This is a genomic window from Limnohabitans sp. JirII-31 (genome assembly GCF_002778315.1).
Classification (GTDB): domain Bacteria; phylum Pseudomonadota; class Gammaproteobacteria; order Burkholderiales; family Burkholderiaceae_C; genus Limnohabitans.
Window position 1 is genome coordinate 49,671 of record NZ_NESA01000008.1, and the last position, 21,549, is coordinate 71,219.

The 21,549-nt window shown below is 58.5% G+C and carries 26 protein-coding genes; 12 read left to right on the forward strand and 14 right to left on the reverse strand.

What is annotated here, in order from left to right:
* Positions 1 to 4: 4 nt before the first annotated feature.
* Positions 5 to 415, forward strand: a complete 411-nt coding sequence (locus B9Z41_RS11110; RefSeq protein ID WP_100147145.1) for an acyl-CoA thioesterase — start codon at positions 5 to 7, stop codon at positions 413 to 415.
* 2 nt (positions 416 to 417) lie between these two features.
* Here B9Z41_RS11110 and B9Z41_RS11115 read toward each other — a convergent pair whose 3' ends face one another.
* From B9Z41_RS11115 to B9Z41_RS11135, 5 genes are read right to left on the reverse strand one after another with little or no spacing between them, the layout of a single operon-like run.
* Positions 418 to 897 (reverse strand): thioesterase family protein, encoded by a 480-nt coding sequence (locus tag B9Z41_RS11115; RefSeq protein ID WP_100147146.1) that lies wholly within the window; start codon positions 895 to 897, stop codon positions 418 to 420.
* Positions 898 to 910: 13 nt separating this feature from the next.
* On the reverse strand, positions 911 to 1,675 hold the full coding sequence (locus tag B9Z41_RS11120) for an enoyl-CoA hydratase (RefSeq protein ID WP_100147147.1): 765 nt from the start codon (positions 1,673 to 1,675) through the stop codon (positions 911 to 913).
* Between the two features lie 18 nt (positions 1,676 to 1,693).
* Positions 1,694 to 2,140: a DUF2147 domain-containing protein gene (locus tag B9Z41_RS11125; RefSeq protein WP_100147148.1), complete on the reverse strand. Its 447-nt coding sequence runs from the start codon at positions 2,138 to 2,140 to the stop codon at positions 1,694 to 1,696.
* A 42-nt stretch (positions 2,141 to 2,182) separates the two neighbouring features.
* On the reverse strand, positions 2,183 to 3,979 hold the full coding sequence (locus B9Z41_RS11130; protein WP_100147149.1) for an acyl-CoA dehydrogenase C-terminal domain-containing protein: 1,797 nt from the start codon (positions 3,977 to 3,979) through the stop codon (positions 2,183 to 2,185).
* Positions 3,980 to 3,989: 10 nt separating this feature from the next.
* Entirely contained in the window at positions 3,990 to 4,673 is a 684-nt protein-coding gene (locus B9Z41_RS11135; RefSeq protein WP_100147150.1) for a TetR/AcrR family transcriptional regulator, read from the reverse strand.
* Positions 4,674 to 4,750: 77 nt separating this feature from the next.
* Between B9Z41_RS11135 and B9Z41_RS11140 the strand changes: the two genes are divergently transcribed.
* A complete protein-coding gene (locus tag B9Z41_RS11140) occupies positions 4,751 to 5,401 on the forward strand; it encodes a histidine phosphatase family protein (protein WP_100147151.1) in 651 nt (216 codons plus the stop codon).
* Here the strand turns inward: B9Z41_RS11140 and ruvB are convergent.
* Complete coding sequence (gene ruvB, locus B9Z41_RS11145; RefSeq protein WP_100147152.1) at positions 5,390 to 6,457, reverse strand: Holliday junction branch migration DNA helicase RuvB; 1,068 nt, start codon at positions 6,455 to 6,457, stop codon at positions 5,390 to 5,392. The genes B9Z41_RS11140 and ruvB overlap by 12 nt on opposite strands.
* 12 nt (positions 6,458 to 6,469) lie before the next feature.
* The gene (gene ruvA, locus B9Z41_RS11150; RefSeq protein ID WP_100147153.1) at positions 6,470 to 7,042 is read right to left on the reverse strand and encodes a Holliday junction branch migration protein RuvA; all 573 of its coding nucleotides are present in this window, start codon (positions 7,040 to 7,042) and stop codon (positions 6,470 to 6,472) included.
* 41 nt (positions 7,043 to 7,083) lie between these two features.
* Between ruvA and B9Z41_RS11155 the strand changes: the two genes are divergently transcribed.
* On the forward strand, positions 7,084 to 8,049 hold the full coding sequence (locus B9Z41_RS11155) for a PhoH family protein (protein WP_100147154.1): 966 nt from the start codon (positions 7,084 to 7,086) through the stop codon (positions 8,047 to 8,049).
* Between the two features lie 18 nt (positions 8,050 to 8,067).
* Positions 8,068 to 8,520, forward strand: a complete 453-nt coding sequence (gene ybeY, locus B9Z41_RS11160) for an rRNA maturation RNase YbeY (RefSeq protein WP_100147155.1) — start codon at positions 8,068 to 8,070, stop codon at positions 8,518 to 8,520.
* 37 nt (positions 8,521 to 8,557) lie between these two features.
* Here ybeY and dbpA read toward each other — a convergent pair whose 3' ends face one another.
* Genes dbpA through tyrS form a run of 4 tightly spaced genes read right to left on the reverse strand, consistent with a single transcriptional unit; the run spans position 8,558 to position 12,589 of the window.
* Positions 8,558 to 9,961: an ATP-dependent RNA helicase DbpA gene (gene dbpA / locus B9Z41_RS11165; RefSeq protein WP_100147156.1), complete on the reverse strand. Its 1,404-nt coding sequence runs from the start codon at positions 9,959 to 9,961 to the stop codon at positions 8,558 to 8,560.
* Positions 9,958 to 10,404: a D-aminoacyl-tRNA deacylase gene (dtd, locus tag B9Z41_RS11170; protein ID WP_100147157.1), complete on the reverse strand. Its 447-nt coding sequence runs from the start codon at positions 10,402 to 10,404 to the stop codon at positions 9,958 to 9,960. The genes dbpA and dtd overlap by 4 nt, the downstream gene beginning before the upstream one ends.
* A complete protein-coding gene (locus tag B9Z41_RS11175; RefSeq protein WP_100147249.1) occupies positions 10,401 to 11,333 on the reverse strand; it encodes a cation diffusion facilitator family transporter in 933 nt (310 codons plus the stop codon). Before B9Z41_RS11175 ends, dtd begins: the two co-directional genes overlap by 4 nt.
* A gap of 23 nt (positions 11,334 to 11,356) precedes the next feature.
* Positions 11,357 to 12,589 (reverse strand): tyrosine--tRNA ligase, encoded by a 1,233-nt coding sequence (gene tyrS, locus B9Z41_RS11180; protein ID WP_100147158.1) that lies wholly within the window; start codon positions 12,587 to 12,589, stop codon positions 11,357 to 11,359.
* A gap of 123 nt (positions 12,590 to 12,712) precedes the next feature.
* On the opposite strand from tyrS, the gene B9Z41_RS11185 reads away from it, so the two are divergent.
* Positions 12,713 to 14,047 carry a M23 family metallopeptidase gene (locus B9Z41_RS11185; RefSeq protein WP_233202645.1) on the forward strand — a complete coding sequence of 445 codons (1,335 nt, stop codon included), beginning with the start codon at positions 12,713 to 12,715 and terminating at the stop codon, positions 14,045 to 14,047.
* Positions 14,048 to 15,157 carry an anhydro-N-acetylmuramic acid kinase gene (locus B9Z41_RS11190; RefSeq protein ID WP_100147159.1) on the forward strand — a complete coding sequence of 370 codons (1,110 nt, stop codon included), beginning with the start codon at positions 14,048 to 14,050 and terminating at the stop codon, positions 15,155 to 15,157.
* A gap of 36 nt (positions 15,158 to 15,193) precedes the next feature.
* On the opposite strand, the gene erpA is transcribed toward B9Z41_RS11190, so the two are convergent.
* From erpA to rplM, 3 genes are all read right to left on the reverse strand, one after another.
* Positions 15,194 to 15,559 carry an iron-sulfur cluster insertion protein ErpA gene (gene erpA, locus B9Z41_RS11195; RefSeq protein ID WP_100147160.1) on the reverse strand — a complete coding sequence of 122 codons (366 nt, stop codon included), beginning with the start codon at positions 15,557 to 15,559 and terminating at the stop codon, positions 15,194 to 15,196.
* Between the two features lie 167 nt (positions 15,560 to 15,726).
* Entirely contained in the window at positions 15,727 to 16,119 is a 393-nt protein-coding gene (gene rpsI / locus B9Z41_RS11200) for a 30S ribosomal protein S9 (RefSeq protein ID WP_100147161.1), read from the reverse strand.
* A 9-nt stretch (positions 16,120 to 16,128) separates the two neighbouring features.
* Positions 16,129 to 16,557, reverse strand: a complete 429-nt coding sequence (gene rplM, locus B9Z41_RS11205; protein ID WP_100147162.1) for a 50S ribosomal protein L13 — start codon at positions 16,555 to 16,557, stop codon at positions 16,129 to 16,131.
* Positions 16,558 to 16,769: 212 nt separating this feature from the next.
* Between rplM and B9Z41_RS11210 the strand changes: the two genes are divergently transcribed.
* The 6 genes from B9Z41_RS11210 (at position 16,770) to paaE (ending at position 21,514) form a co-directional block, all read left to right on the forward strand.
* On the forward strand, positions 16,770 to 17,657 hold the full coding sequence (locus B9Z41_RS11210) for a 23S rRNA (adenine(2030)-N(6))-methyltransferase RlmJ (RefSeq protein ID WP_100147163.1): 888 nt from the start codon (positions 16,770 to 16,772) through the stop codon (positions 17,655 to 17,657).
* A 108-nt stretch (positions 17,658 to 17,765) separates the two neighbouring features.
* Positions 17,766 to 18,797, forward strand: a complete 1,032-nt coding sequence (paaA, locus tag B9Z41_RS11215; protein ID WP_100147164.1) for a 1,2-phenylacetyl-CoA epoxidase subunit PaaA — start codon at positions 17,766 to 17,768, stop codon at positions 18,795 to 18,797.
* Entirely contained in the window at positions 18,794 to 19,102 is a 309-nt protein-coding gene (gene paaB / locus B9Z41_RS11220; protein ID WP_100147165.1) for a 1,2-phenylacetyl-CoA epoxidase subunit PaaB, read from the forward strand. The genes paaA and paaB overlap by 4 nt, the downstream gene beginning before the upstream one ends.
* Positions 19,102 to 19,890: a 1,2-phenylacetyl-CoA epoxidase subunit PaaC gene (gene paaC / locus B9Z41_RS11225; RefSeq protein WP_100147166.1), complete on the forward strand. Its 789-nt coding sequence runs from the start codon at positions 19,102 to 19,104 to the stop codon at positions 19,888 to 19,890. Before paaB ends, paaC begins: the two co-directional genes overlap by 1 nt.
* Complete coding sequence (gene paaD / locus B9Z41_RS11230) at positions 19,887 to 20,408, forward strand: 1,2-phenylacetyl-CoA epoxidase subunit PaaD (RefSeq protein ID WP_100147167.1); 522 nt, start codon at positions 19,887 to 19,889, stop codon at positions 20,406 to 20,408. Before paaC ends, paaD begins: the two co-directional genes overlap by 4 nt.
* A gap of 17 nt (positions 20,409 to 20,425) precedes the next feature.
* On the forward strand, positions 20,426 to 21,514 hold the full coding sequence (paaE, locus tag B9Z41_RS11235; RefSeq protein WP_100147168.1) for a 1,2-phenylacetyl-CoA epoxidase subunit PaaE: 1,089 nt from the start codon (positions 20,426 to 20,428) through the stop codon (positions 21,512 to 21,514).
* Positions 21,515 to 21,549 lie beyond the last annotated feature (35 nt).

Sequence of the window (21,549 nt, forward strand, 5' to 3'; positions counted from 1 at the left end):
GCCTATGACTTCCAATTCCTCCGCCTCTGTGGTGACACTCCCAACCGACCAAGAGCTGGTGCTCAAGGTCATCCCCATGCCCGCGGACTGCAACGCCAACGGCGATATTTTTGGCGGCTGGGTCATGGCTCAGGTCGACTTGGCGGGTGCCGTGCTACCTGCGCGCTATGTGCGTGGCCGCATGGCCACCGTGGCGGTGAACGAGTTCATCTTCAAACAAGCAGTGAAAGTGGGCGACATCTTGAGCTTTTTTGCCAAGGTGCAACGCATCGGCCACACCTCCATCAGTGTGGCGGTAGAGGTGTACGCCGAGCGTTTCAGCCGTCAGGGTGAATACATCAAGGTCACGCATGCCACCTTGACCTATGTGGCGATTGATGACCAAGGCAAGCCACGCCCCATTCCCAAAGACTGAACTCAAGAGACGATGTAGGCCCCGCTGCCGGTGGCCATCAATTGGCCATCGGGACCGAAAAACTCCATCCGCGTTGACCCCACCCGAGAGCCCAAACGCAACACCTCGGCACGCATGTCAAAGTGCGTGCCAATGCCTTGGCGCAGGTAGTCAATGCGTAAATCGATGGTGCCAATTTTGAGGAAAAAGTCCAAGCGTTGTGTCGGCGTCTGATCCATGTGACGCGCTGCTTTGGCCACCAGACAAGCCAGTCCGCCCAAAGCATCCAATGACGCACTGATGACGCCGCCATGCACACGGTTGTAGGCAAAGTGCCCGACCAGCTCGGGCTTCATCTCCAAACGCGCTTTGACGACCGTGGGTGTGATCTCGCTCAGCTTGAGACCCAAGACTTGGTTGAAGACAATTTTTTCTTCAAAGATGGCACGCACGCCTTCGACGAACTCGGGCTCAAAGTGACCATCGGGTGACAGGCGCTTCATCAAAACAAGGCTTTCAGAGTTTGGAAAAATCAGGGCGACGCTTTTCCATGAAGGCACCAAACGCTTCTCGCGCAGCAGGCTCTTGCAGCATGCGACCAAAGCTGGCGGCCTCGGCCTCTATCTGCGCCATGATCTGTGCAGACTGGCCGCTCTTCATGAGCCGCTTGGTCTCCACCAAAGAACTCAGGGGTTTGGCCGCCAGTTTGCGCGCTTGCGCCTGGGCATAACTGTTGACCTCGGTGGGGGGCACCACACGGTTGATCAAGCCCACCTCTTGCGCTGCCTCTGCCATGAAAGGCTCGCCCATGAGCAAGGCCTCTGCGGCACGGTGGTGGCCCATCATCTGCGGCACCAAGATGCTTGAGCCTGCTTCTGGACACAGACCCAAATTGACAAAAGGCATCGAGAAGGCGGCGTTGTCACCGGCGTACACCAAGTCGCAGTGGAACAAGAGCGTGGTGCCAATGCCCACCGCAGGCCCAGCCACAGCGGCCAGCAAAGGTTTGCTGAACCCGGCAATGGCCCGTAAAAAGCGAAACACCGGGGCGTCGTGACCTGACGGTGGGTGGTTCAAAAAGTCGGCAATGTCGTTGCCGGCGCTGAAGATGGTTTCATGCCCTTGAATGAGCACCACGCGCACCTCGGCGTTGGTTTGGGCGTGCTCCACAGCATCGGCCAAGCTGGCGTACATGGCCGCCGTGATGGAGTTCTTTTTGTCCAAGCGGTTGAAGGTCAGCGTCATCACGCCTTGGTCGATGTGTTGCAGGATGTCGGTCATGACAAATCTCGGTTGGGTTTATTGAATACGCTGCCAAATTTGGGTGCGGTAAAAAGGGCCGATGTAGCCACGCAGTTGCAAGCGTTTGCCGCCGTCGAGCGGCACCATGCGCACGGTGTATTCCTTGCCGTTTTCCGGGTCGAGGATTTTGCCGCCACCGCCCCAGCGTTTGTCATCGGGCTCGTAGCGCACGCCACGGATGATCTCCATGCCCACAATGGCTTGGCCCTTGCGGTCGTCTTTGCAGTCATCACAGGTTTTGACGGCCTTGGGGTCTGGGTCCAGCGACTTGGCCACACGGCCAAACAACACCCCTTGGCGCTCAACGATGTCAATCTCGGCACGGGCCTCGCCGGTGTCGTCATCGATGGTGCGCCACAGGCCCACAGGCGTCATCTGCGCGTGTGCGGCGAGCACTGCGCCAGACATCACGCTTGCCACAAAGAAAGCACGCCAACTCAACATAGCCACTCCTTGAAATTGCTTCGCATTGTCGCCGCCTTGAACTCAGGCAAACACCGCCTCGGTGTCCATCAACACGGCTGATCCCGCACGTGCGGTTTGCATCAGAGAAGCCGTTTCAGGGAACAACTTGGCAAAGTAAAAGCGGGCGGTTTGTAGCTTGGCTTGGTAGAACGGATCACGGTCACCCGCAGCGATGCGTTGCAAGGCGACTTGCGCCATACGAGCCCAAAAATAGCCGAATACCAAGTGCCCGGCCACGCGCAGATAGTCCACCGCCGCGGCGCCCACCTCGTCGGCGTTTTGCAAAGCTTTGTAGCCAATCTCTCCCGTGAACTGGGTCATTTGCTGGCCCAACTTGGCCAAAGGTTGGATGAACTCGGCCATGTCCTCGTTACCCTGCTCAGCCATCACCAAGGCGGTAATCTGTGCGCCAAACTTTTTGAGCGAAGCACCTTGATTGCCCAAGACCTTGCGCCCCAGCAAGTCCAAGCTTTGGATGGTGTTGGTACCTTCATAAATCATGTTGATGCGGGCATCGCGTACGTACTGCTCCATGCCCCATTCACGGATGAAGCCGTGTCCGCCCAGCACCTGCATACAGGCCGAAGTGGCGATCCAAGCGTTGTCTGTGATGAAGGCTTTGACGATGGGGGTGAGCAAGGCCACTTGTTCGGCGGCCTCGGCACGCACGGCAGGGTCAGGATGGCTCAATTCTTGGTCCACCAACAAGGCGCAGTGCAAGCTCAGGGCGCGACCACCCTCGGCATAGGCTTTGGCGGTGAGCAGCATCTTGCGCACATCGGGATGCACCAAGATGCTGTCGGCGGGCTGATTGGGTGACTTCACACCGGTCAAACTGCGCGACTGGATGCGCTCTTTGGCGTAAGCCAATGCATTTTGGTAGGCCACTTCGGTCAAACCCAAAGATTGCATGCCCACACCGATGCGCGCCACGTTCATCATGACAAACATGGCCGCCAAGCCTTTGTGGGGCTGACCGACCAAGGTACCCAAGGCACCATCGAGCACCATCTGGCAGGTGGCGTTGCCGTGGATGCCCATCTTGTGTTCCAGGCCACCACAGTAGATCCCGTTACGTTCGCCCAAGCTGCCATCATCAAGCACCAAAAACTTCGGCACGGCAAACAGGCTGATGCCTTTGCTGCCCGCAGGCGCGTCGGGCAAACGGGCCAACACCAAATGCACGATGTTGCTGACCATGTCGTGCTCACCCGCACTGATGAAAATTTTGTTGCCTGTGATGCGGTAAGTCCCGTCCGCTTGCGGCTCGGCCTTGGTGCGCAGCAACCCAAGGTCGGTGCCGCAATGGGGCTCGGTCAGACACATGGTGCCGGTCCATTCACCGCTGGTGAGTTTGGGCAGATAGCACTGCTTTTGTGCTTCGGTGCCATGGGCATGTAACGCTTCGTAAGCGCCGTGCGTGAGACCGGGGTACATGGTCCACGCCTGGTTGGCGCTGTTGAGCATTTCGTACAAGCACTGATTCACCACAATGGGCAAGCCTTGTCCGCCATAGGCTGGGTCACAACTCAGCGATGGCCACCCCCCTTGCACGTACTGCGCATAGGCGGCTTTGAAACCATCGGGGGTTTTGACTTCGTGCGTGCGTGTATCCAGCTGGCAACCTTGTTCATCGCCGACTTGGTTGAGGGGAAAGATCACCTCAGAGGCAAATTTGCCCCCCTCCTCCAGCACAGCGGTCAAGGTGTCTGCATCCATCTCTGCATGGGGCGGCATGGCGTGCAATGCCTCGGTGACATGCAAAACTTCATGCAATAAAAACTGCATGTCGCGCAACGGGGGGGTATAGCTGGGCATCAGAAGCTCCTTACTTTTTGACAGATTTTTTTATCGTCGAACGCGGGGTTGGCACCGACGGCACGGCCGCGCCATAGCGCGCCAGAATGTTTTCAAACCCCACAGCAGTGTGCTGCAACGATTTGGCCGAGCGCAGAAAACGGGCTTCGTATTGCAGCGCCAAGATCAGACCGTGAATCTCGAACACCATTTGTTCAGCATCCATGTCGGCAGACAAATGCCCTTCATCGCGGGCCTGCACCACCGAGCGATGAACGGCAGCCAACCAGGTTTTGACCGAGCTGGCCAAGGCGTCACGCACGGGGCCGGGGCGGTCATCGAACTCAGCCGCACCGCTGATGTACAGACAACCTGAGTCAATTTCTGCCGAGGTGCGTTTGGTCCAGTTGGCAAACAGCTGACGTAATCTGGGCAAGCCTCGCTCGGCCTGCAAGGCGGGGTAGAACACCTCAGCCTCAAAGCGCTCGTGGTACTCACGCACCACCGACAGCTGCAACTCCTCGCGCGAGCCAAAGTGGGCAAACACGCCCGACTTGCTCATGCGCGCCACCTCGGCCAATGCGCCAATACTCAAACCCTCCAAGCCAATTTGCGTGGCCAAGCCCAGGGCAGCATCCACGATGGCCGCTTTGGTTTGCTGACCTTTGTGGATGGCACGGCTTTCGGATGCGGGCGATTTTTGAAAATCGGTCATGAACCACCTAAAAAGAACGATCGTGCTATTTTGCATGAAAACGCTGTGGGCGCATTCCACTTCTAAACTCAGTCCCCATGCAAGCAACACGAATTTTGGCCATCCGTCATGGCGAAACCGCATGGAATGTGGACACCCGCATCCAAGGACAACTCGACATCGGGCTCAATGACACGGGCTTGTGGCAAGCTCAACGCCTAGGTCAGGCCTTACGTGACGAAGACATTCACGCCATTTACAGCAGCGACTTGGGGCGTGCCTTTCAAACCGCGCATGCCATTGCGCAAGCCGCCACACGCACGCAGCCTGTGCCCCTGATACCGACCCCTGCGTTACGCGAACGCCACTTTGGCCATTTGCAAGGCCAGACCTGGGCCGCGATTGAAGCCGACTGGCCTGCCGACGCCAAACTGTGGCGCACACGCGACCCACATTGGTCCCCGCTGGGGGGTGAGTCGTTGCTGGTGTTGCGCGAACGCATTGCACGCTGCGTGGACGCGTTGGCCAGCCAACACCTGGGCGAACACATTGTGTTGGTGGCCCACGGGGGGGTGATGGATGTGCTGTATCGCCTAGCCACGCAGCAAGACATCCAGGCCCCGCGCACTTGGCATCTGGGCAACGCCGCCATCAACCGCTTGTTGTGGACGCCTCAAGGCTTGAGTTTGGTGGGCTGGGGTGATGTGTCGCACTTCGAGCGCACATCACGCGACGAATCAAGCGTCTGACAACAAGTCGCCGTTGGCGCTGGGTGGCGTCACCCCCAAGTGGCGGTAGGCCGCCAAGGTGGCAATGCGCCCACGGGGCGTGCGCTGCAAATAGCCTTGCTGGATCAGATAGGGCTCGATCACGTCTTCGATGGTGTCGCGCTCTTCGCCAATGCTGGCGGCGATGTTGTCCAAGCCCACAGGGCCGCCATCAAAGCGGTGGATCACCGCCTCTAGCAGTTTGCGGTCCATCAAGTCAAAGCCTTGCGGGTCCACGTCCAGCATGGCCAAGGCCTTGTGCGCCATCTCTTGTGTGATGCGCCCCGAGCCTTTGACTTCAGCGTAGTCACGCACCCGGCGTAACAAGCGGTTGGCAATGCGTGGTGTGCCGCGTGAACGACGCGCAATTTCAAAGCCACCTTCCACATCGGTGGGCGTGTTGAGCAAGCCGGCACTGCGCATGACGATGCGTTGCAACTCATCGGCGGTGTAGAACTCTAGGCGCGACACAATGCCAAAGCGATCGCGCAGCGGGTTGGTCAACATGCCCGCGCGGGTGGTGGCGCCCACCAGGGTGAAAGGCTGCAAGTCGAGCTTGATGCTGCGCGCAGCAGGGCCTTCGCCAATCATGATGTCGATTTGGTAGTCCTCCAGCGCGGGGTACAAAATTTCTTCAACCACCGGCGAGAGGCGATGGATTTCGTCGATGAAGAGCACATCGTTTTTTTCCAAACCCGTCAGCAATGCGGCCAGGTCTTTGGGCTTTTCCAGCACCGGGCCACTGGTTTGACGCAGGTTCACGCCCAGCTCTTGGGCAATGATGTGGCTCAGGGTGGTTTTGCCCAGGCCCGGCGGCCCAAACAGCAGCACGTGGTCAAGTGCCTCGCCGCGCTTTTTGGCCGCACCGATGAAGATTTCAAGTTGCTCACGTACCTTGACCTGGCCCACGTACTCTTGCAAGAGCTTGGGGCGCAACGCACGTTCAATGGCTTCTTCGTGAGGCGACACGGGGGCAGCAGACACCACGCGTGGGGTGGGCACAAAGCCCTCGCCAAAACTGTCCGTTTGAATGCTCATGGATGCGCTGCCTTACTTGGCCAAAGCCTTCAAGGCCAGCTTGATGCCCTCGCTCACACCCACATCCGCAGGCAGGGCCTTGAGTGACAGGGCTGCTTCTTTGTCGCTGTACCCCAGGGCCAGCAAGGCCTGCAAGATGTCGCTGTGGTGGTCGGCGTGACCGGCAGTGCTGGGGCCGAGATCGGCGCCGAGTTTGCCTTTGAGTTCAAGCAACAAACGTTCTGCGGTTTTCTTGCCAATGCCAGGCACCTTGGTCAGACGACCCGCTTCTTGCTCAGCCACGGCACGGGCCAATTCATCAGCACTCATGCCACTGAGCACGCCCAGTGCGGTGCGCGGGCCCACGCCAGAAATTTTGATCAGCAAGCGAAAGGTGGCGCGCTCGCTGGCGGTACCAAAGCCATACAAGATTTGTGCGTCTTCACGCACTACAAAATGTGTCAGCAAGGTCACGCGCTCACCCGTGGCGGGCAGGTTGTAGAAGGTGCTCATGGGCACGTCCACTTCATAGCCCACGCCATTGCAGTCCACCAACACTTGGGGAGGATTTTTCTCGCTGAGGATGCCGCTTAATCTGCCAATCACATCTTGCCTATCATTGGGTAACCTTTTGCGAGATTATCGACTTGATTCTGCGACACACCTTCTCCCCACTGAACAACACGCGCCTGTCACATCTGTGTGGGCCACTCGACGAGCATTTGCGCACCATTGAGATGGCGCTGAACGTCAAGATCGCGCACCGCCATGAACAGTTCAAGGTCGACGGCCACAAAGCCAAAGCCACGCGTGCACTGGAGGTTCTGCAAGCGCTGTACGAACGCGCCGCACGCACGATTCCTGCCGAACAGGTGCAACTGATGTTGGCCGGCGATACAGGCGTGAGCGAAGCCGAAGACGGCAGCATGAGCTTGCACACGCGCCGCACCGACCTGCGCGCGCGCACGCCCAACCAAAGTGTGTACCTAGAGAACATTGCCAACCACGACATCACGTTTGGCATTGGCCCAGCAGGCACGGGCAAAACCTATTTGGCCGTGGCCTGTGCCGTGGACGCGCTCGAGCGCAGCGCGGTACAACGCATTGTGTTGACCCGCCCAGCAGTAAAAGCGGGCGAAAAACTAGGCTTCTTGCCCGGCGATTTGGGCCAAAAGGTCGACCCGTATTTGCGCCCGCTGTACGACGCGCTGTATGACCTGATGGGCTTTGACCGGGTGCAAAAAGCGTTTGAGCGCAATGCGATTGAAATTGCACCACTGGCGTTCATGCGCGGGCGTACCTTGAACAACGCCTTCGTCATCTTGGATGAAGCACAAAACACCACGCCCGAGCAAATGAAAATGTTTTTGACCCGCATTGGCTTTGGCGCCAAAGCGGTGGTCACAGGCGACGTGAGCCAAATCGATTTGCCCAAAGGCCAGTTGAGCGGCTTGATCGATGCCGAACGTGTACTGCGCCGTGTCAAGGGGATTGCGATTTGCCATTTCACCAGCGCCGATGTGGTGCGCCATCCCTTGGTGGCGCGCATCGTGGATGCGTACGACGCCAAGCGCAGCAGCGACACACCGGCCGTGTCACGCAAACGCACGTAAACCGAACCCTGTCACGCCATGCCCCTTCAAAAGCTCCAACTCTCTTTGCAATTTGGTGACGTGCCGCACGCCGCGCGTCACCGCGCTGCGCTGCCGCGCCACAAAGTGGCCCGCTGGATTCGCCATGCGCTGGCACTGGATGCCGAAATCACCGTGCGCATCGTGGGTGAAGACGAAGGACGCGCGCTCAACCTGAGCTACCGCAAAAAAGACTACGCCACCAACGTGCTGACCTTTGAGTACACACAAGAGCCCGTGGTGGTGGCCGACTTGGTGCTGTGCGCGCCGGTGGTGGCACGTGAAGCCAAAGAACAAGGCAAAACTTTGCAAGCGCACTATGCCCACTTGCTGGTACATGGCACCTTGCATGCCCAAGGCTGGGACCATGAAACCAGCACCCAAGATGCCCAAGAGATGGAGGCCTACGAGATCGACATCTTGGCGGAGCTGGGACTGCCCAACCCTTACTGAAAACCACTCACCTGCCGGGCCTGGCAGGTGCAGCCCATCAACGACCTGCGGTGTCTTCGAGCAAACGCACTTTCACGGTTTTGCCTTTGACGCGCCCTGCGCTCAAGCGTTGGACCGCCTCACGCGCGATGTCACGTGAGACCGCCACATAGGTGGAGAACTCGTTGACGTTGATCTTGCCCACCTGCTCTTTGGTGAAACCTGCGTCACCGGTGAGCGCGCCCAACACGTCACCAGCGCGGATTTTTTCTTTGCGCCCGCCCACAATTTGCAAGGTGGCCATGGGGGGTTGCAATAGGCCGCCTGCGGCGGGGGTCAAGCTGCTCAAGGGCTGCCACACCGATTCACGGCCTTGCAGTTGTTCGATCTTGCCCACAGAACCCATCTCGTCCATGCTCGCCAAAGTGAGGGCCAGGCCTTCGGCATCGCCTCGCCCCGTGCGTCCAATGCGGTGGATGTGCACTTCCGGGTCAGGCGTGACATCCACATTGATGACGGCTTCCAACTGGGCCACATCCAAACCACGTGCCGCCACATCGGTGGCCACCAACACCGAGCAGCTGCGGTTGGCAAACTGCACCAGCACTTGGTCACGCTCGCGTTGTTCCAGCTCGCCATACAGCGCCAGTGCACTGAACCCCTGAGCCTGTAAAACGGCTACCAAGTCGCGGCATTGCTGCTTGGTGTTGCAAAACGCCAAGCTGGACTCGGGGCGGAAGTGGTTGAGCAGCAAAGACACGGCGTGCAAGCGCTCATGATCATTCACTTCGTAGCAAATTTGCTTGATTTTTTGCGCGTCATGCTGGGCTTGCACTTTGACGCTTTGCGGCTCGCGCATGAACTGAGCGGCCAGTTTGTCGATGCCCTCGGGATAGGTGGCCGAGAACAGCAGGGTTTGGCGCTGCGCCGGGCACTGACGCGCCACCTTGGCAATGTCATCAAAAAAGCCCATGTCGAGCATGCGGTCGGCTTCGTCCAACACCAGCATGCGCACGCCTTGCAAACGCAAGGAACCACGCTCCAGATGATCCAAGATGCGGCCGGGGGTTCCGACCACCACGTGGGCGCCATGCTCCAGGCTCACCGTCTGACCACGCAGCGCCACGCCACCGCACAGGGTGACGACTTTGATGTTGCCCACCGCACGCGCGAGGCGACGAATTTCTTGCGTCACTTGGTCAGCCAATTCACGCGTAGGGCACAGCACCAAGGCTTGGGCGTCGAATTGCGCGGGATCGAGTTTCTCCACCAAGGGCAGGCCAAAGGCTGCGGTCTTGCCGCTGCCCGTGCTGGCCTGCGCCAGCAGGTCGCGTCCCGCCAGGGTGAGCGGCAGGCTGGCCGCCTGAATCGGCGTCATGGCCGTGTAACCCAACTGGGTCAAGTTGCTCAGCGTGGCTGCCGACAAAGGCAGGGTGTCAAAAGTGGAGGTAGGTGCAGTCATGCACCGATTATCGTGAGCGGGATGGTGACGGGGCCGTCGTTGACCAAATGAACTTTCATGTCCGCACCAAACACACCCGTTTGCACCAGCGCATGGCGCTCGCGTGCTTGCACCACAAAGTGCTCGTACAAGCGGCGCCCTTCATCGGCAGGGGCCGCGCTGGTAAAGCTGGGTCGGGTGCCACTGCGGGTATCCGCTGCCAGTGTGAATTGGCTCACCACCAACAGCCCACCCGCCACGTCTTGCACGCTGTGGTTCATCTTGCCGACTTCGTCGTAGAACACGCGCAGCTTCAAAATTTTGTCGAGCATTTTTTGCCCCACGGCCTCGGTGTCGCCACGCTCGGCGCACAAGAGCACCAACAAGCCTTGGGCAATTTCACCCACGGTCTCACCGTCGACCATCACACGGGCTTCACTGACCCGCTGCAAAACGGCTTTCACAAGATGTCTCGACCGTCGTCGATGTGCGCTTCCACATCGCTGGGCAGGAGTTGGATGGTGGCGCGCAAGCCGGGCACATCACTCATCAGGGCTTGCTCCACCGTGGTACGCAGGGCTGCTGCACGCCCGAGCGACCATTCAGCCGGCATGTGCATGTGCAAATCGACAAAGCGCCGCTGACCCGCCTTGCGGCTGGTGACATGGTCAAACCGAATGATGTGGTGCTCGCCACGTTGATGCTCGAAACCTGCCAGGGTGGCTTGAATTTGGGCCATCACCTCGGGCTCGACGGCTTCGTCCATCAAGCCTTGCGAAGCGCGCCACACCAAATGAAAGCCTTCTTTCAAAATGTTCAGGGCCACGCCAATCGCCACCACAGCATCCAGCCACAACCAGCCTGTGACACCGACCAAGCCAATGCCAAAGACCACGCCCACCGACGTCCAGACATCGGTCACCAAGTGACGGGCATCGGCCTCCAGGGCAATGGATCGGTGTGTTTTGGCGGCACGAAACATCACCCAGGCCAACAAGCCATTGAGTGCAGAACTGACCACGGACAAAGCCAGGCCAATGCCAACTTGCTCAATCGGTTGCGGATCGAAAATGCGATGGCTGGCCGCCCACACAATGCCCAAAGCCGCCACCACGATCAAGATGCCCTCGAAGCCGCTTGAGAAATACTCGGCCTTGTGGTGACCATACGGATGGTCTTCATCAGCCGGGCGAGCAGCGATGGTGACCATCATGAGCCCGAAGATGGCGCTGGCCAAGTTGACCAGCGACTCCATGGCGTCAGACAGCAAGCCCACCGAATCGGTGAGCCACCAAGCGAGGGTTTTCAAGGCGATGGTGACCACGGCCACGGCCACAGAAGTCAACAGCAAGCCTTGGGGAGAGAGCCATTTGGCCACGGTGGCTTTGTTCATGCGCGACGTCGTTTCTTTCAACATCAAGCCAAGGTGACGCGCGCGAACTTGCGCTTGCCCACTTGCACCACGTAGCTGCCAGCATCCAGCTTGAGGCCTTTGTCACTAATTACCACCGAATCCACGCGCACGCCACCACCATCAATCAAACGGTTGGCCTCACTGGAGGAGGGTGCCAAGCCCGCCGATTTGAGCAACGCCCCGATGCCCATAGGCGCACCGAGCAGCGCAACATCCGGAATGTCATCCGGCACGCCACCTTTGCTGCGGTTGATGAAGTCTTGCTCAGCAGCATCTGCAGCCGGCGCACCGTGAAAACGAGCCGTGATTTCTTTGGCCAAGGCGACTTTGGCGTCTTTCGGGTTACGACCGTTGGCAACTTCTTGCTTGAGCAACTCAATCTGAGCTTCTGACTGGAAAGACAGCAAGGTGTACCAACGCCACATCAAGGTGTCTGAGATCGACAGTACCTTGGCAAACATGGTGTTGGGTTCTTCACTGATGCCGATGTAGTTGTTCTTGGACTTGGACATCTTTTCCACACCGTCCAAACCTTCGAGCAATGGCATGGTCAAGATGCACTGCGCTTCTTGACCGTATTCGACTTGGAGATGACGCCCCATGAGCAAGTTGAATTTTTGGTCGGTACCCCCCAACTCCAAGTCCGACTTCAAGGCCACCGAGTCGTAGCCCTGCATGAGTGGGTACAAGAACTCGTGCACGCTGATGGGCGTGCCGGCCTTGAACCGGTCGTGAAAATCGTTACGCTCCATCATGCGCGCCACGGTGTACTTGGCGGCCAGTTGAATCATGCCCATCGAGCCCAGCGGCAGACACCACTCGCTGTTGTAGCGGATCTCGGTTTTTTCGGGATCGAGCACCAAGGAAGCTTGCTTGTAATAGGTCTCGGCGTTGGACTTGATTTGTTCTGGCGTCAAAGGGGGGCGGGTGTTGTTGCGCCCGGATGGGTCACCGATCAGGCTGGTGAAGTCACCAATCAGAAAGATGACTTGGTGCCCCAGGTTTTGCAACTGACGCATTTTGTTGAGCACCACGGTGTGCCCAATGTGGATGTCTGGTGCGGTCGGATCCAGGCCCAGCTTGATGCGCAAAGGTTGCCCCGTCGCCTCAGATCGGGCCAGTTTTTTGACCCACTCATCCTCTGGAATCAGCTCTTCGCAGCCGCGCTTAGAAACAGCCAACGCTTCGCGCACGCGATCGGTGATGGGGTGAATAGGTAAAGATGCTTGATTCATAAGGATTTTTCGGTGGCTCGGCTATACTCCACCTTTTGTGTGATGGGCCAATTTTAGTTGGCCCCAGCACGCTGGGATGTGAGGGAGCCAAGCCCTGCCCACACCTTCTGCCGGAGAGCCCCCTTGCAGCAACACCTCGACGCGTTGGCCTTGCGCCTACAAACCCTGTGGACCACCCACCCCCGCCGCATCATGGCTGGCGTAGCCGTGGGCTTGTCGGTGATGGGTGGCGGCGCGTTCGCCGTGGCCAATTTGGGCCCAGACGCCAGCCAATTGCCATTGCGTGAAGTGGTGGAGAACGTGAGCGCAGCCCTTCCCATCTCCAGCACCAACAGCGCCCCCATGGTGTTGTTTCGCTCCGATGTCACCCGCTCCAACGACACCGCCGACAGCCTGCTGAGTCGTTTGGGTGTGAGCGACGAAGAAGCCGCCAGCTTTTTACGCAACGCCCCATTGGCGCGCCAGCAACTGCTGGGACGTGCCGGGCGCTGGGTCAGTGTCGAAGGCGATGAAGCACGCCGCTTAACACGCTTGACCGCGCGCTGGAGCACGGACAAATCAGACCAATTCACCCGTTGGGTGGTGGAGCGCAAGGCCGACGGCCTGACGCAGCGGCTGGAAAATGCCCCCTTGAGCGTGAGCACGCGCATGGCCAGTGGCGTGATCCAAAGCTCGCTGTTTGCCGCCACCGACGACGCCAATATTCCCGACAGCGTGGCCAACCAATTGGCCAATATTTTCTCGGGTGACATCGACTTTCATCGCTCACTGCGCAAAGGAGATCGCTTTTCGGTCGTCTATGAGTCGCTCGAAGCCGATGGTGAAACCATGCGCGCAGGCCGTGTGTTGTCAGCCGAGTTTGTCAACAATGGCAAAACACACCAAGCCATTTGGTTCAAAGAACCCCAGACTGCGGAGGGCGGCTACTTCTCCCCCGAAGGTGTGAGCCTGCGCCGCGCCTACTTGGCTTCGCCGTTGACGTTTTCACGCGTGACCAGTGGCTTCAAGATGCGCTTTCACCCCATCTTGCAAACCTGGCGCGCCCATTTGGGCGTGGACTATGCAGCAGCCACCGGAACCGACGTACACAGCGTCGGCCAGGGCATTGTTGACTTTGCAGGCACACAAGGCGGCTTTGGTAACGTGGTGTTTGTCAAACATGCCAATGGCCACACCACGGTGTATGCCCACTTGAGCCGCATCATGGTCAAACGCGGCCAAAGCGTCGCCCAAGGGCAAACACTGGGCGAAGTGGGTGCCACCGGATGGGCCACAGGTCCTCACTTGCACTTTGAATTTCGCGTCAACGGTCAGCACCAAGACCCCATCACGATGGCACGCCAAAGTGTGGCCACAGAAATTTCTGCCGCTGCACGTGACGCCTTCAAACGCCAAGTGACCAACGCCAAGCTCGAATTGACCGCCGCCGCCAGCGTGCAACAAAGCCGCGCTGAATAAATGCCATCGCTCTACATCGGCTTGATGTCGGGCACTTCGCTAGATGGCGTCGACGGCGTTCTGGTGAACTTTGAGACGCAGCGCCCCGAGGTTCTGAGTCACCAAACCCTGCCATTTGATGCGTCGCTCAAACACAGCTTGTTGGCCCTCAACACACCCGCCGACAACGAACTGCACCACGCGGCGTTGGCCGCCAATCAGTTGGTACGCGTGTATGCCCAAACCGTACACGCCTTGCTGCAAGCCAGCGGACACTCGGCCCATGACATACAAGCCATTGGCGCCCACGGTCAAACCGTACGCCACCAGCCGGGTGCATTTGATGGCACGGGCTACACCCTGCAACTCAACAACCCATCTCTGCTGGCAGAACTCACCGGGATAGATGTCGTGGCAGACTTTCGCAGCCGGGATGTTGCTGCGGGAGGGCAAGGTGCCCCCTTGGTGCCACTGTTTCACCACCACATGTTTGCGCACGATAGGCACACCGTGGGCGTCCTCAACTTAGGCGGGATTGCCAACCTCAGCGTGCTGTCCCCCTCAGGTGATGTGCAAGGCTTTGATTGCGGCCCTGGCAACGCCTTGCTCGATCATTGGTGCCAACAACACACCGGTCAGCCCTTTGACGACGACGGTGCTTGGGCGCGCACAGGTCAGGTGATTGCGCCCTTGTTGCAAGCTTTGTTGAATGAACCGTTTTTGCATCAAGCACCGCCCAAGAGCACGGGCCGTGACTTGTTCAACCCAATCTGGCTAGCGCAACAGCTTGAAGGCTTGGCGTTGGCAACGCCCGCCGATGTGCAAGCCACGCTGACAGAATTCACTGCACGGGCCTGTGTGAACGATGTCCTGCGTTATGCACCCCAAGCCACCGAGTTGATGGTGTGCGGTGGCGGTGCTTTAAATGGTTGGCTGATGACACGTTTGCAAAGCGGGTTGCCGCAACTCAAAGTCGTGTCCACCGCTGAGCGCGGGTTGCCGCCTTTGCAAGTTGAAGCCACGGCCTTTGCATGGCTCGCCCGCCAAACCATGTTGCGCCTGCCGGGCAACTCCCCAAAAGTAACGGGCGCACAAGGCGCCCGTATCTTGGGTGGTGTGTTTCCGGCCTAGAGGTCTGGAAACGATTCGTCCGTGAGGGACGGCGTGTTAAACCGAGAACGAAGAACCGCAACCACAGGTGGTTGTGGCGTTGGGGTTCTTGATGACGAACTGAGCGCCCTGCAAGTCTTCTTTGTAGTCAATCTCAGCACCCAACAGGTACTGGTAACTCATGGCATCGATCAACAAAGACACATTGTTTTTGGTCATGGTGGTGTCGTCTTCGTTGACCACTTCATCGAAGGTGAAACCGTACTGAAAACCTGAGCATCCACCACCCTGCACAAATACGCGCAGCTTCAGGTCTGGATTGCCCTCTTCCGCAATCAAATCTGCCACTTTGGCAGCAGCGCTGTCCGTGAAGACGATGGGTGTGGGCATTTCGGTTTGAATGTTTTCAGCAACTGCGCTCATGGGGACTCTCCAAATTCAAGGTTTAAAGTATAGCGCTTTAGTCGGGAATACCGATCACATTCTGAAGTAACTCGGTACTTGATGGGGGCTTTCGGTGCGTCATGCGTTGCCAACAAAAAAGCCGCAGCGGCGAACCGGTGCGGCTTTTGGGCACAACAGAAAGCGGATTAACGCTTGCTGAACTGCTTGCGACGACGAGCAGAGTGCAAGCCGACCTTTTTACGTTCCACTTCGCGGGCATCGCGGGTCACATAGCCTGCGGCTGACAACACAGGCTTCAAGGCTGCGTCATAGTCGATCAGGGCGCGGGTGATACCGTGACGCACTGCACCTGCTTGACCCGACTCACCACCGCCGTGCACGTTGACTTGAATGTCAAATGCTTCGCCGTTGTTGGTCAACATCAGGGGTTGCTTGGAAATCATGATCGAGGTTTGACGGCCGAAATATGCGGCGATGTCTTTGCCATTGATCGTGATCTTGCCAGAGCCTTTTTTCAGAAACACACGAGCGACGCTCGATTTGCGACGGCCAGTGCCGTTGTTCCATTCACCAATCATGTCAGCTCCTTAGATGTCCAGCACTTTAGGCTGTTGCGCGGTGTGGGGATGCTCAGCACCGCCGTACACCTTGAGCTTTTTGATCATGGCGTAACCGAGTGGGCCTTTAGGCAACATGCCCTTGACGGCCTTCTCGATGGCGCGGCCAGGGTGCTTGGCTTGCATGTCGCGGAAGTTGGTGGCTGTGATACCACCGGGGTAACCGGAGTGACGGTAGTACACCTTGTCCAAAGATTTGGTGCCCGTGACCTTGATCTTGGATGCGTTGATGATGACGATGAAGTCACCGGTATCGACGTGAGGCGTATAAATGGCTTTGTGTTTGCCGCGCAAACGGAGGGCAACTTCGCTGGCTACCCGTCCGAGCACCTTATCGGTGGCGTCAATCACAAACCACTCATGCACCACGTCAGCGGGTTTTGCGCTGAATGTAGACATAGTTAAATCCTAAAAGGAGAGTTGGTTTGCAGGGCCCTTTTCCACGGTCGGCGTTCTTCTGATGAGAACCTCTTAGGTGGGATGTGCTTTTTTCAAAGCCTCTGCCGCGGGACCACTCGTTCGCTGCAGAGCCAGAAATTATACGCAAAATCAAGGACTTGGCGCAAGTCAATCACTCCAAGAGCAGAAACGGCGGGTTACCATCCCTGCCTATGTTCAGTTACCGCCACGCTTTTCACGCCGGAAACCACGCCGACGTTCTCAAACACCTGACCCTGATTGCCACCTTGCGCCACTTGATGCACAAGGACGCAGGCATTCAATTGGTCGACACCCACGCGGGCGCAGGTCTGTATCGCCTGGATGGCGACTACGCGGAAAAAAGTGGCGAGGCCGCCGATGGGGTACTCAAGCTCAAGGGCTTGCCCGCAGATGAACAGGTCGAGGCCTTGAAAGACTACCTCAGCATCGTGGCCAGTTTCAACGACAAGGGCAGCTCGCGGGTCTACCCTGGATCGCCCTTCATCATCCAGCGCTTGATGCGCCATGAAGCACGCGATCGGCTCAAGCTGTTTGAACTCCACCCCACCGACCACAAATCGCTCACGGGCAATATCCAGCAACTTGAAGCTGGCCGCACCATCAGCGTGGCCCGACAAGATGGGTTTGAGGCCCTGAAAGCCTTGCTACCACCCCCAGTGTCATCCAGCGGTTCACGCCGCTCCATGGTGCTGATCGACCCCAGCTACGAACTCAAAACCGACTACTACCGCGTGCTGGAATGCATCCAAGATTGCCTGAAGCGCTTTGCCACCGGCACGTATTTGGTGTGGTATCCCATCATTCCTCGCCCTGAAGCGCACGATTTACCGCGCAAACTCAAAACCATGTGCAGCCAATTGAAAAAGCCCTGGCTGCATGCCACCCTGGCCATTGGACGCGCCACCGGCGGAGACGACACAGGCTTGAGCGCCAGCGGTATGTTTTTGATCAACCCGCCCTACACCCTCAAACCCCAGCTCAACGAGGCCTTGCCCGTTGTGGAGAAAGCCCTAGGTCGCGGCCCGGGACAGGGCTGGAGCGTGGAGTCCGGCGGTTAACCCCCTCAGGAAAACCACTAGGCATTGCGCCCAATTAACCGACCAATCGGTCGGTTAATTTCTTATACTGCCCTCCGGCGCCCCATTTGACCGGCGCAGGAGTGGTTCATGTACACCCAATCATTCAACGTTCCGGACAAGACGGACGAAACCCCTGGCGCCGCACTCAAAGCGGTGGCCACACCTTTGCACACCAACGACGCCGCATTGCAAGCGGCATTCGATGCACGCATAGATGCTGATGGTCGCATCGAGCCACAAGACTGGATGCCCGAGGCCTATCGCAAAACCTTGGTGCGGCAAATCAGCCAGCACGCGCACAGCGAAATTGTGGGCATGCTGCCCGAGGGCAATTGGATCAGCCGCGCGCCCAGCTTGAAGCGCAAAGCAATTCTGATTGCCAAGGTGCAAGACGAGGGCGGACATGGCCTCTATCTCTACAGCGCAGCCGAAACCTTGGGCACCAGCCGCGACCAAATGCTCGATGCCCTGCACAGTGGACGCGCCAAGTACAGCTCCATCTTCAACTACCCCACGCTCACTTGGGCCGATGTGGGCGTGATCGGTTGGCTGGTTGACGGTGCGGCGATCATGAACCAAATCCCACTCTGCCGTTGCTCCTACGGGCCTTATGCCCGTGCCATGGTGCGCGTGTGCAAAGAGGAGTCGTTCCACCAGCGTCAAGGCTACGAGGCTTTGCTGGTGATGATGACGGGCACACCCGAACAAAAGGCCATGGTGCAAGACGCGGTGAACCGCTGGTGGTGGAAATGCTTGGCCATGTTTGGCCCGCCCGATGCCGACAGCCCCAACAGCGCACAAGGCATGCGCTGGGGCATCAAGCGCATCAGCAACGACGACTTGCGTCAAAAGTTCGTCGACGCCACCGTGCCCCAGGCCAAGGTCTTGGGCGTCACATTGCCTGACCCTGATTTGAAGTGGAACGAAGAACGCCAGCACCACGACTACGGTGCCATCGATTGGGACGAGTTTTGGGCCACCGTCAACGGCGACGGTCCTTGCAACAAAGAACGCTTGGGCACCCGCGTGAAAGCATGGCACGAAGGCCAATGGGTACGCGATACAGCCCTGGCTCACGCACGCAAACAACAAGCCAAACAGATGAAGGAGGCGGCATGACCACCACCCCAAACACCAAGGCCCTGAGCGAGTGGCCGCTGTGGGAAGTTTTCATTCGCAGCAAACAAGGCCTGGAGCACAAACACTGCGGCAGCCTGCATGCCAGTGATGCAGAGCACGCCCTGCAAATGGCACGCGACGTGTACACCCGCCGTCAAGAAGGGGTGAGCATTTGGGTGGTGCCCTCCAACACCATCACCGCCAGCGCGCCTGACGACAAGGCAGAACTGTTCGACCCCGCCGGTGACAAGATTTACCGTCATCCCACCTTCTATGAAATTCCAGACGAAGTGGGGCACATGTGATGCAGGTTACGGCCCCCACCGACTACCTCTTGCATTTGGCAGACAACGCCTTGGTGCTGGGCCAGCGCAATGCCGAATGGTGTGGGCATGGCCCCATCCTTGAAGAAGACATTGCCATGTCCAACATCAGCCTGGACCTGATTGGTCAGGCGCGACTGCTTTACCAGCACGTGGCGACGCTCAAAAACGATGGCAGCACCGAAGACCGTTTGGCTTACTTCCGCGATGCGGCTGAATTTCGCAACTACACCCTGCTGGAGTTACCGCACCATGGCCCATTGGTGGGCTACGCGGTAGACAACCGAGACTACGCCACCACCATCGTGCGTAACTTTTTGTACAGCGCCTTGATGGCTTTGGTGTGGGAGCAGTTGCAACACGCCCACGATACGCAATTGGCGGCTATTGCCAGCAAGTCACTCAAAGAAGTGCGCTACCACCTGAGGCATTCGCGCGATTGGCTGATCCGCATGGGCGACGGCACAGAGGTGTCACACCACAAAGCTCAAGACGCCCTAGACCACTTGATGCCTTACACCCAGGAGTTTTGGCGGGCCTCTGACTTTGAAACACAAGCCGTCCAAAACAGCTGCGGCGTCGACATGACAGCCCTGCAACAAAACTGGATGACCTTGCTTCAAGAGGCCACCACAGAGGCCTGCCTCGATCTACCCAGTGACGCAGGCTTTGTGACCACCGGGAAACAAGGCGTGCACTCTGAACATCTGAGCTTCTTGCTGGCCGAGATGCAAAGCTTGGCACGCGCGCACCCACAGGGCGTCTGGTGAACACAGCGACGACAGCCCCCACGCTGGACCAGGTGTGGGCGGCACTTGACGCCCTCACCGACCCGGAAATTCCAGTGGTGACCTTGCGCGAGATGGGCATCTTGCGGGACGTGCGCCACGCGGCAGATGGACACACGGTAGAGGTGGTGATCACCCCCACCTACAGCGGCTGCCCGGCGATGGAACAAATTGAAGATGATGTGCGCGCCAGCGTCACGGCACTGGGTATTCCAGCACGCGTCATCACACAACTGGCCCCTGCATGGACCACCGATTGGATGAGCGACGTGGCGCGTCAAAAACTGCACGACTACGGCATCGCACCACCGGCCGCCTGTGGGGGCACCACGCAAGTGATTCAGTTCGCCAGCCATCGCGCTCCACCTGATGTGGTGCCCTGCCCACGTTGCGGTTCGCACGACACCACCGAAACCTCACACTTTGGCTCCACCGCCTGCAAAGCACTCTACAAATGCCTGCACTGCATGGAACCGTTTGACTATTTCAAACCCTATTGATTCACAGGCAACACACCATGTCGGCAACCTCTCGCTTTCATGAACTCACGGTGTCACGCATCGACCCCGAAGCAGCCCGAGCGGTGGCCATCACGCTCGACGTCCCCCCGGCATTGCGCGAGCGCTTTGCCTTCCAACCCGGTCAGTTCCTGACCTTGCGTGCCACGATCAACGGCACAGATGTACGGCGCAGCTACTCCATTTGCTCCACGCCGAGCGTGTTGGCACAACACGGGCAATTGCAGGTGGGTATTCGCGCTGTGGATGGCGGCGTGTTCTCCACGTGGGCCACCACACAACTCGGTGTGGGTACAACCCTGAGCGTCATGCCGCCCGAAGGACGCTTCACCATTCACCGTCCACGGGCCTTGCACCGCGTGGGCTTTGCAGCGGGCTCTGGCATCACACCCATTTTGTCGATCATGGCCAGCAGCATGCAAGCCCAGCCCGAAACCAAGTTCACCTTGGTCTACGGTAACCGACGCATGGACAGTGTCATGTTCAACGAAGCGCTGCAAGACCTCAAAGACCGCTACCCTAGCCGACTGACCTTGATCCACATCCTGTCACGTCAGGCGCAAGAAGTACCGCTGCTAGAAGGTCGTATCGATGGTGACAAAGTGCATGCCATCATCCAAGCCTTCTTGCCCGTCAAAAGCATGGACGAGGTGTTTGTGTGCGGCCCCGAGGCCATGATTGACGCCACCGAAGCTGCGTTACTACAAGCGGGCGTACCCGCCAAACACGTGCACACCGAACGATTCACATCCAGCACACCCGCAGCCCCGCGTGCCAGCACCACACCAACCGACGCCACACCCAAGCACGCCATTGAACTGCGTATCGTGCTCGACGGCAAAACCCACGACCTGGCCATGCAGCCTCATGAGCATGTGCTGGATGTGGCCTTGAATGCGGGGCTCGACCTGCCCTACTCCTGCAAAGGTGGCGTGTGCTGCACCTGCCGCGCCAAAGTGATGGAAGGCAGTGTGGCCATGAGCAAAAACTTCACCCTGGAACCGTGGGAAATGCAACAAGGCTTTGTCCTCAGTTGCCAGGCCTGCCCGACCAGTGACACGTTGGTGGTGAGTTTTGACGAGCGTTAAAACTCACCGAGTCAAATACAAAAAAGCCGCGCACT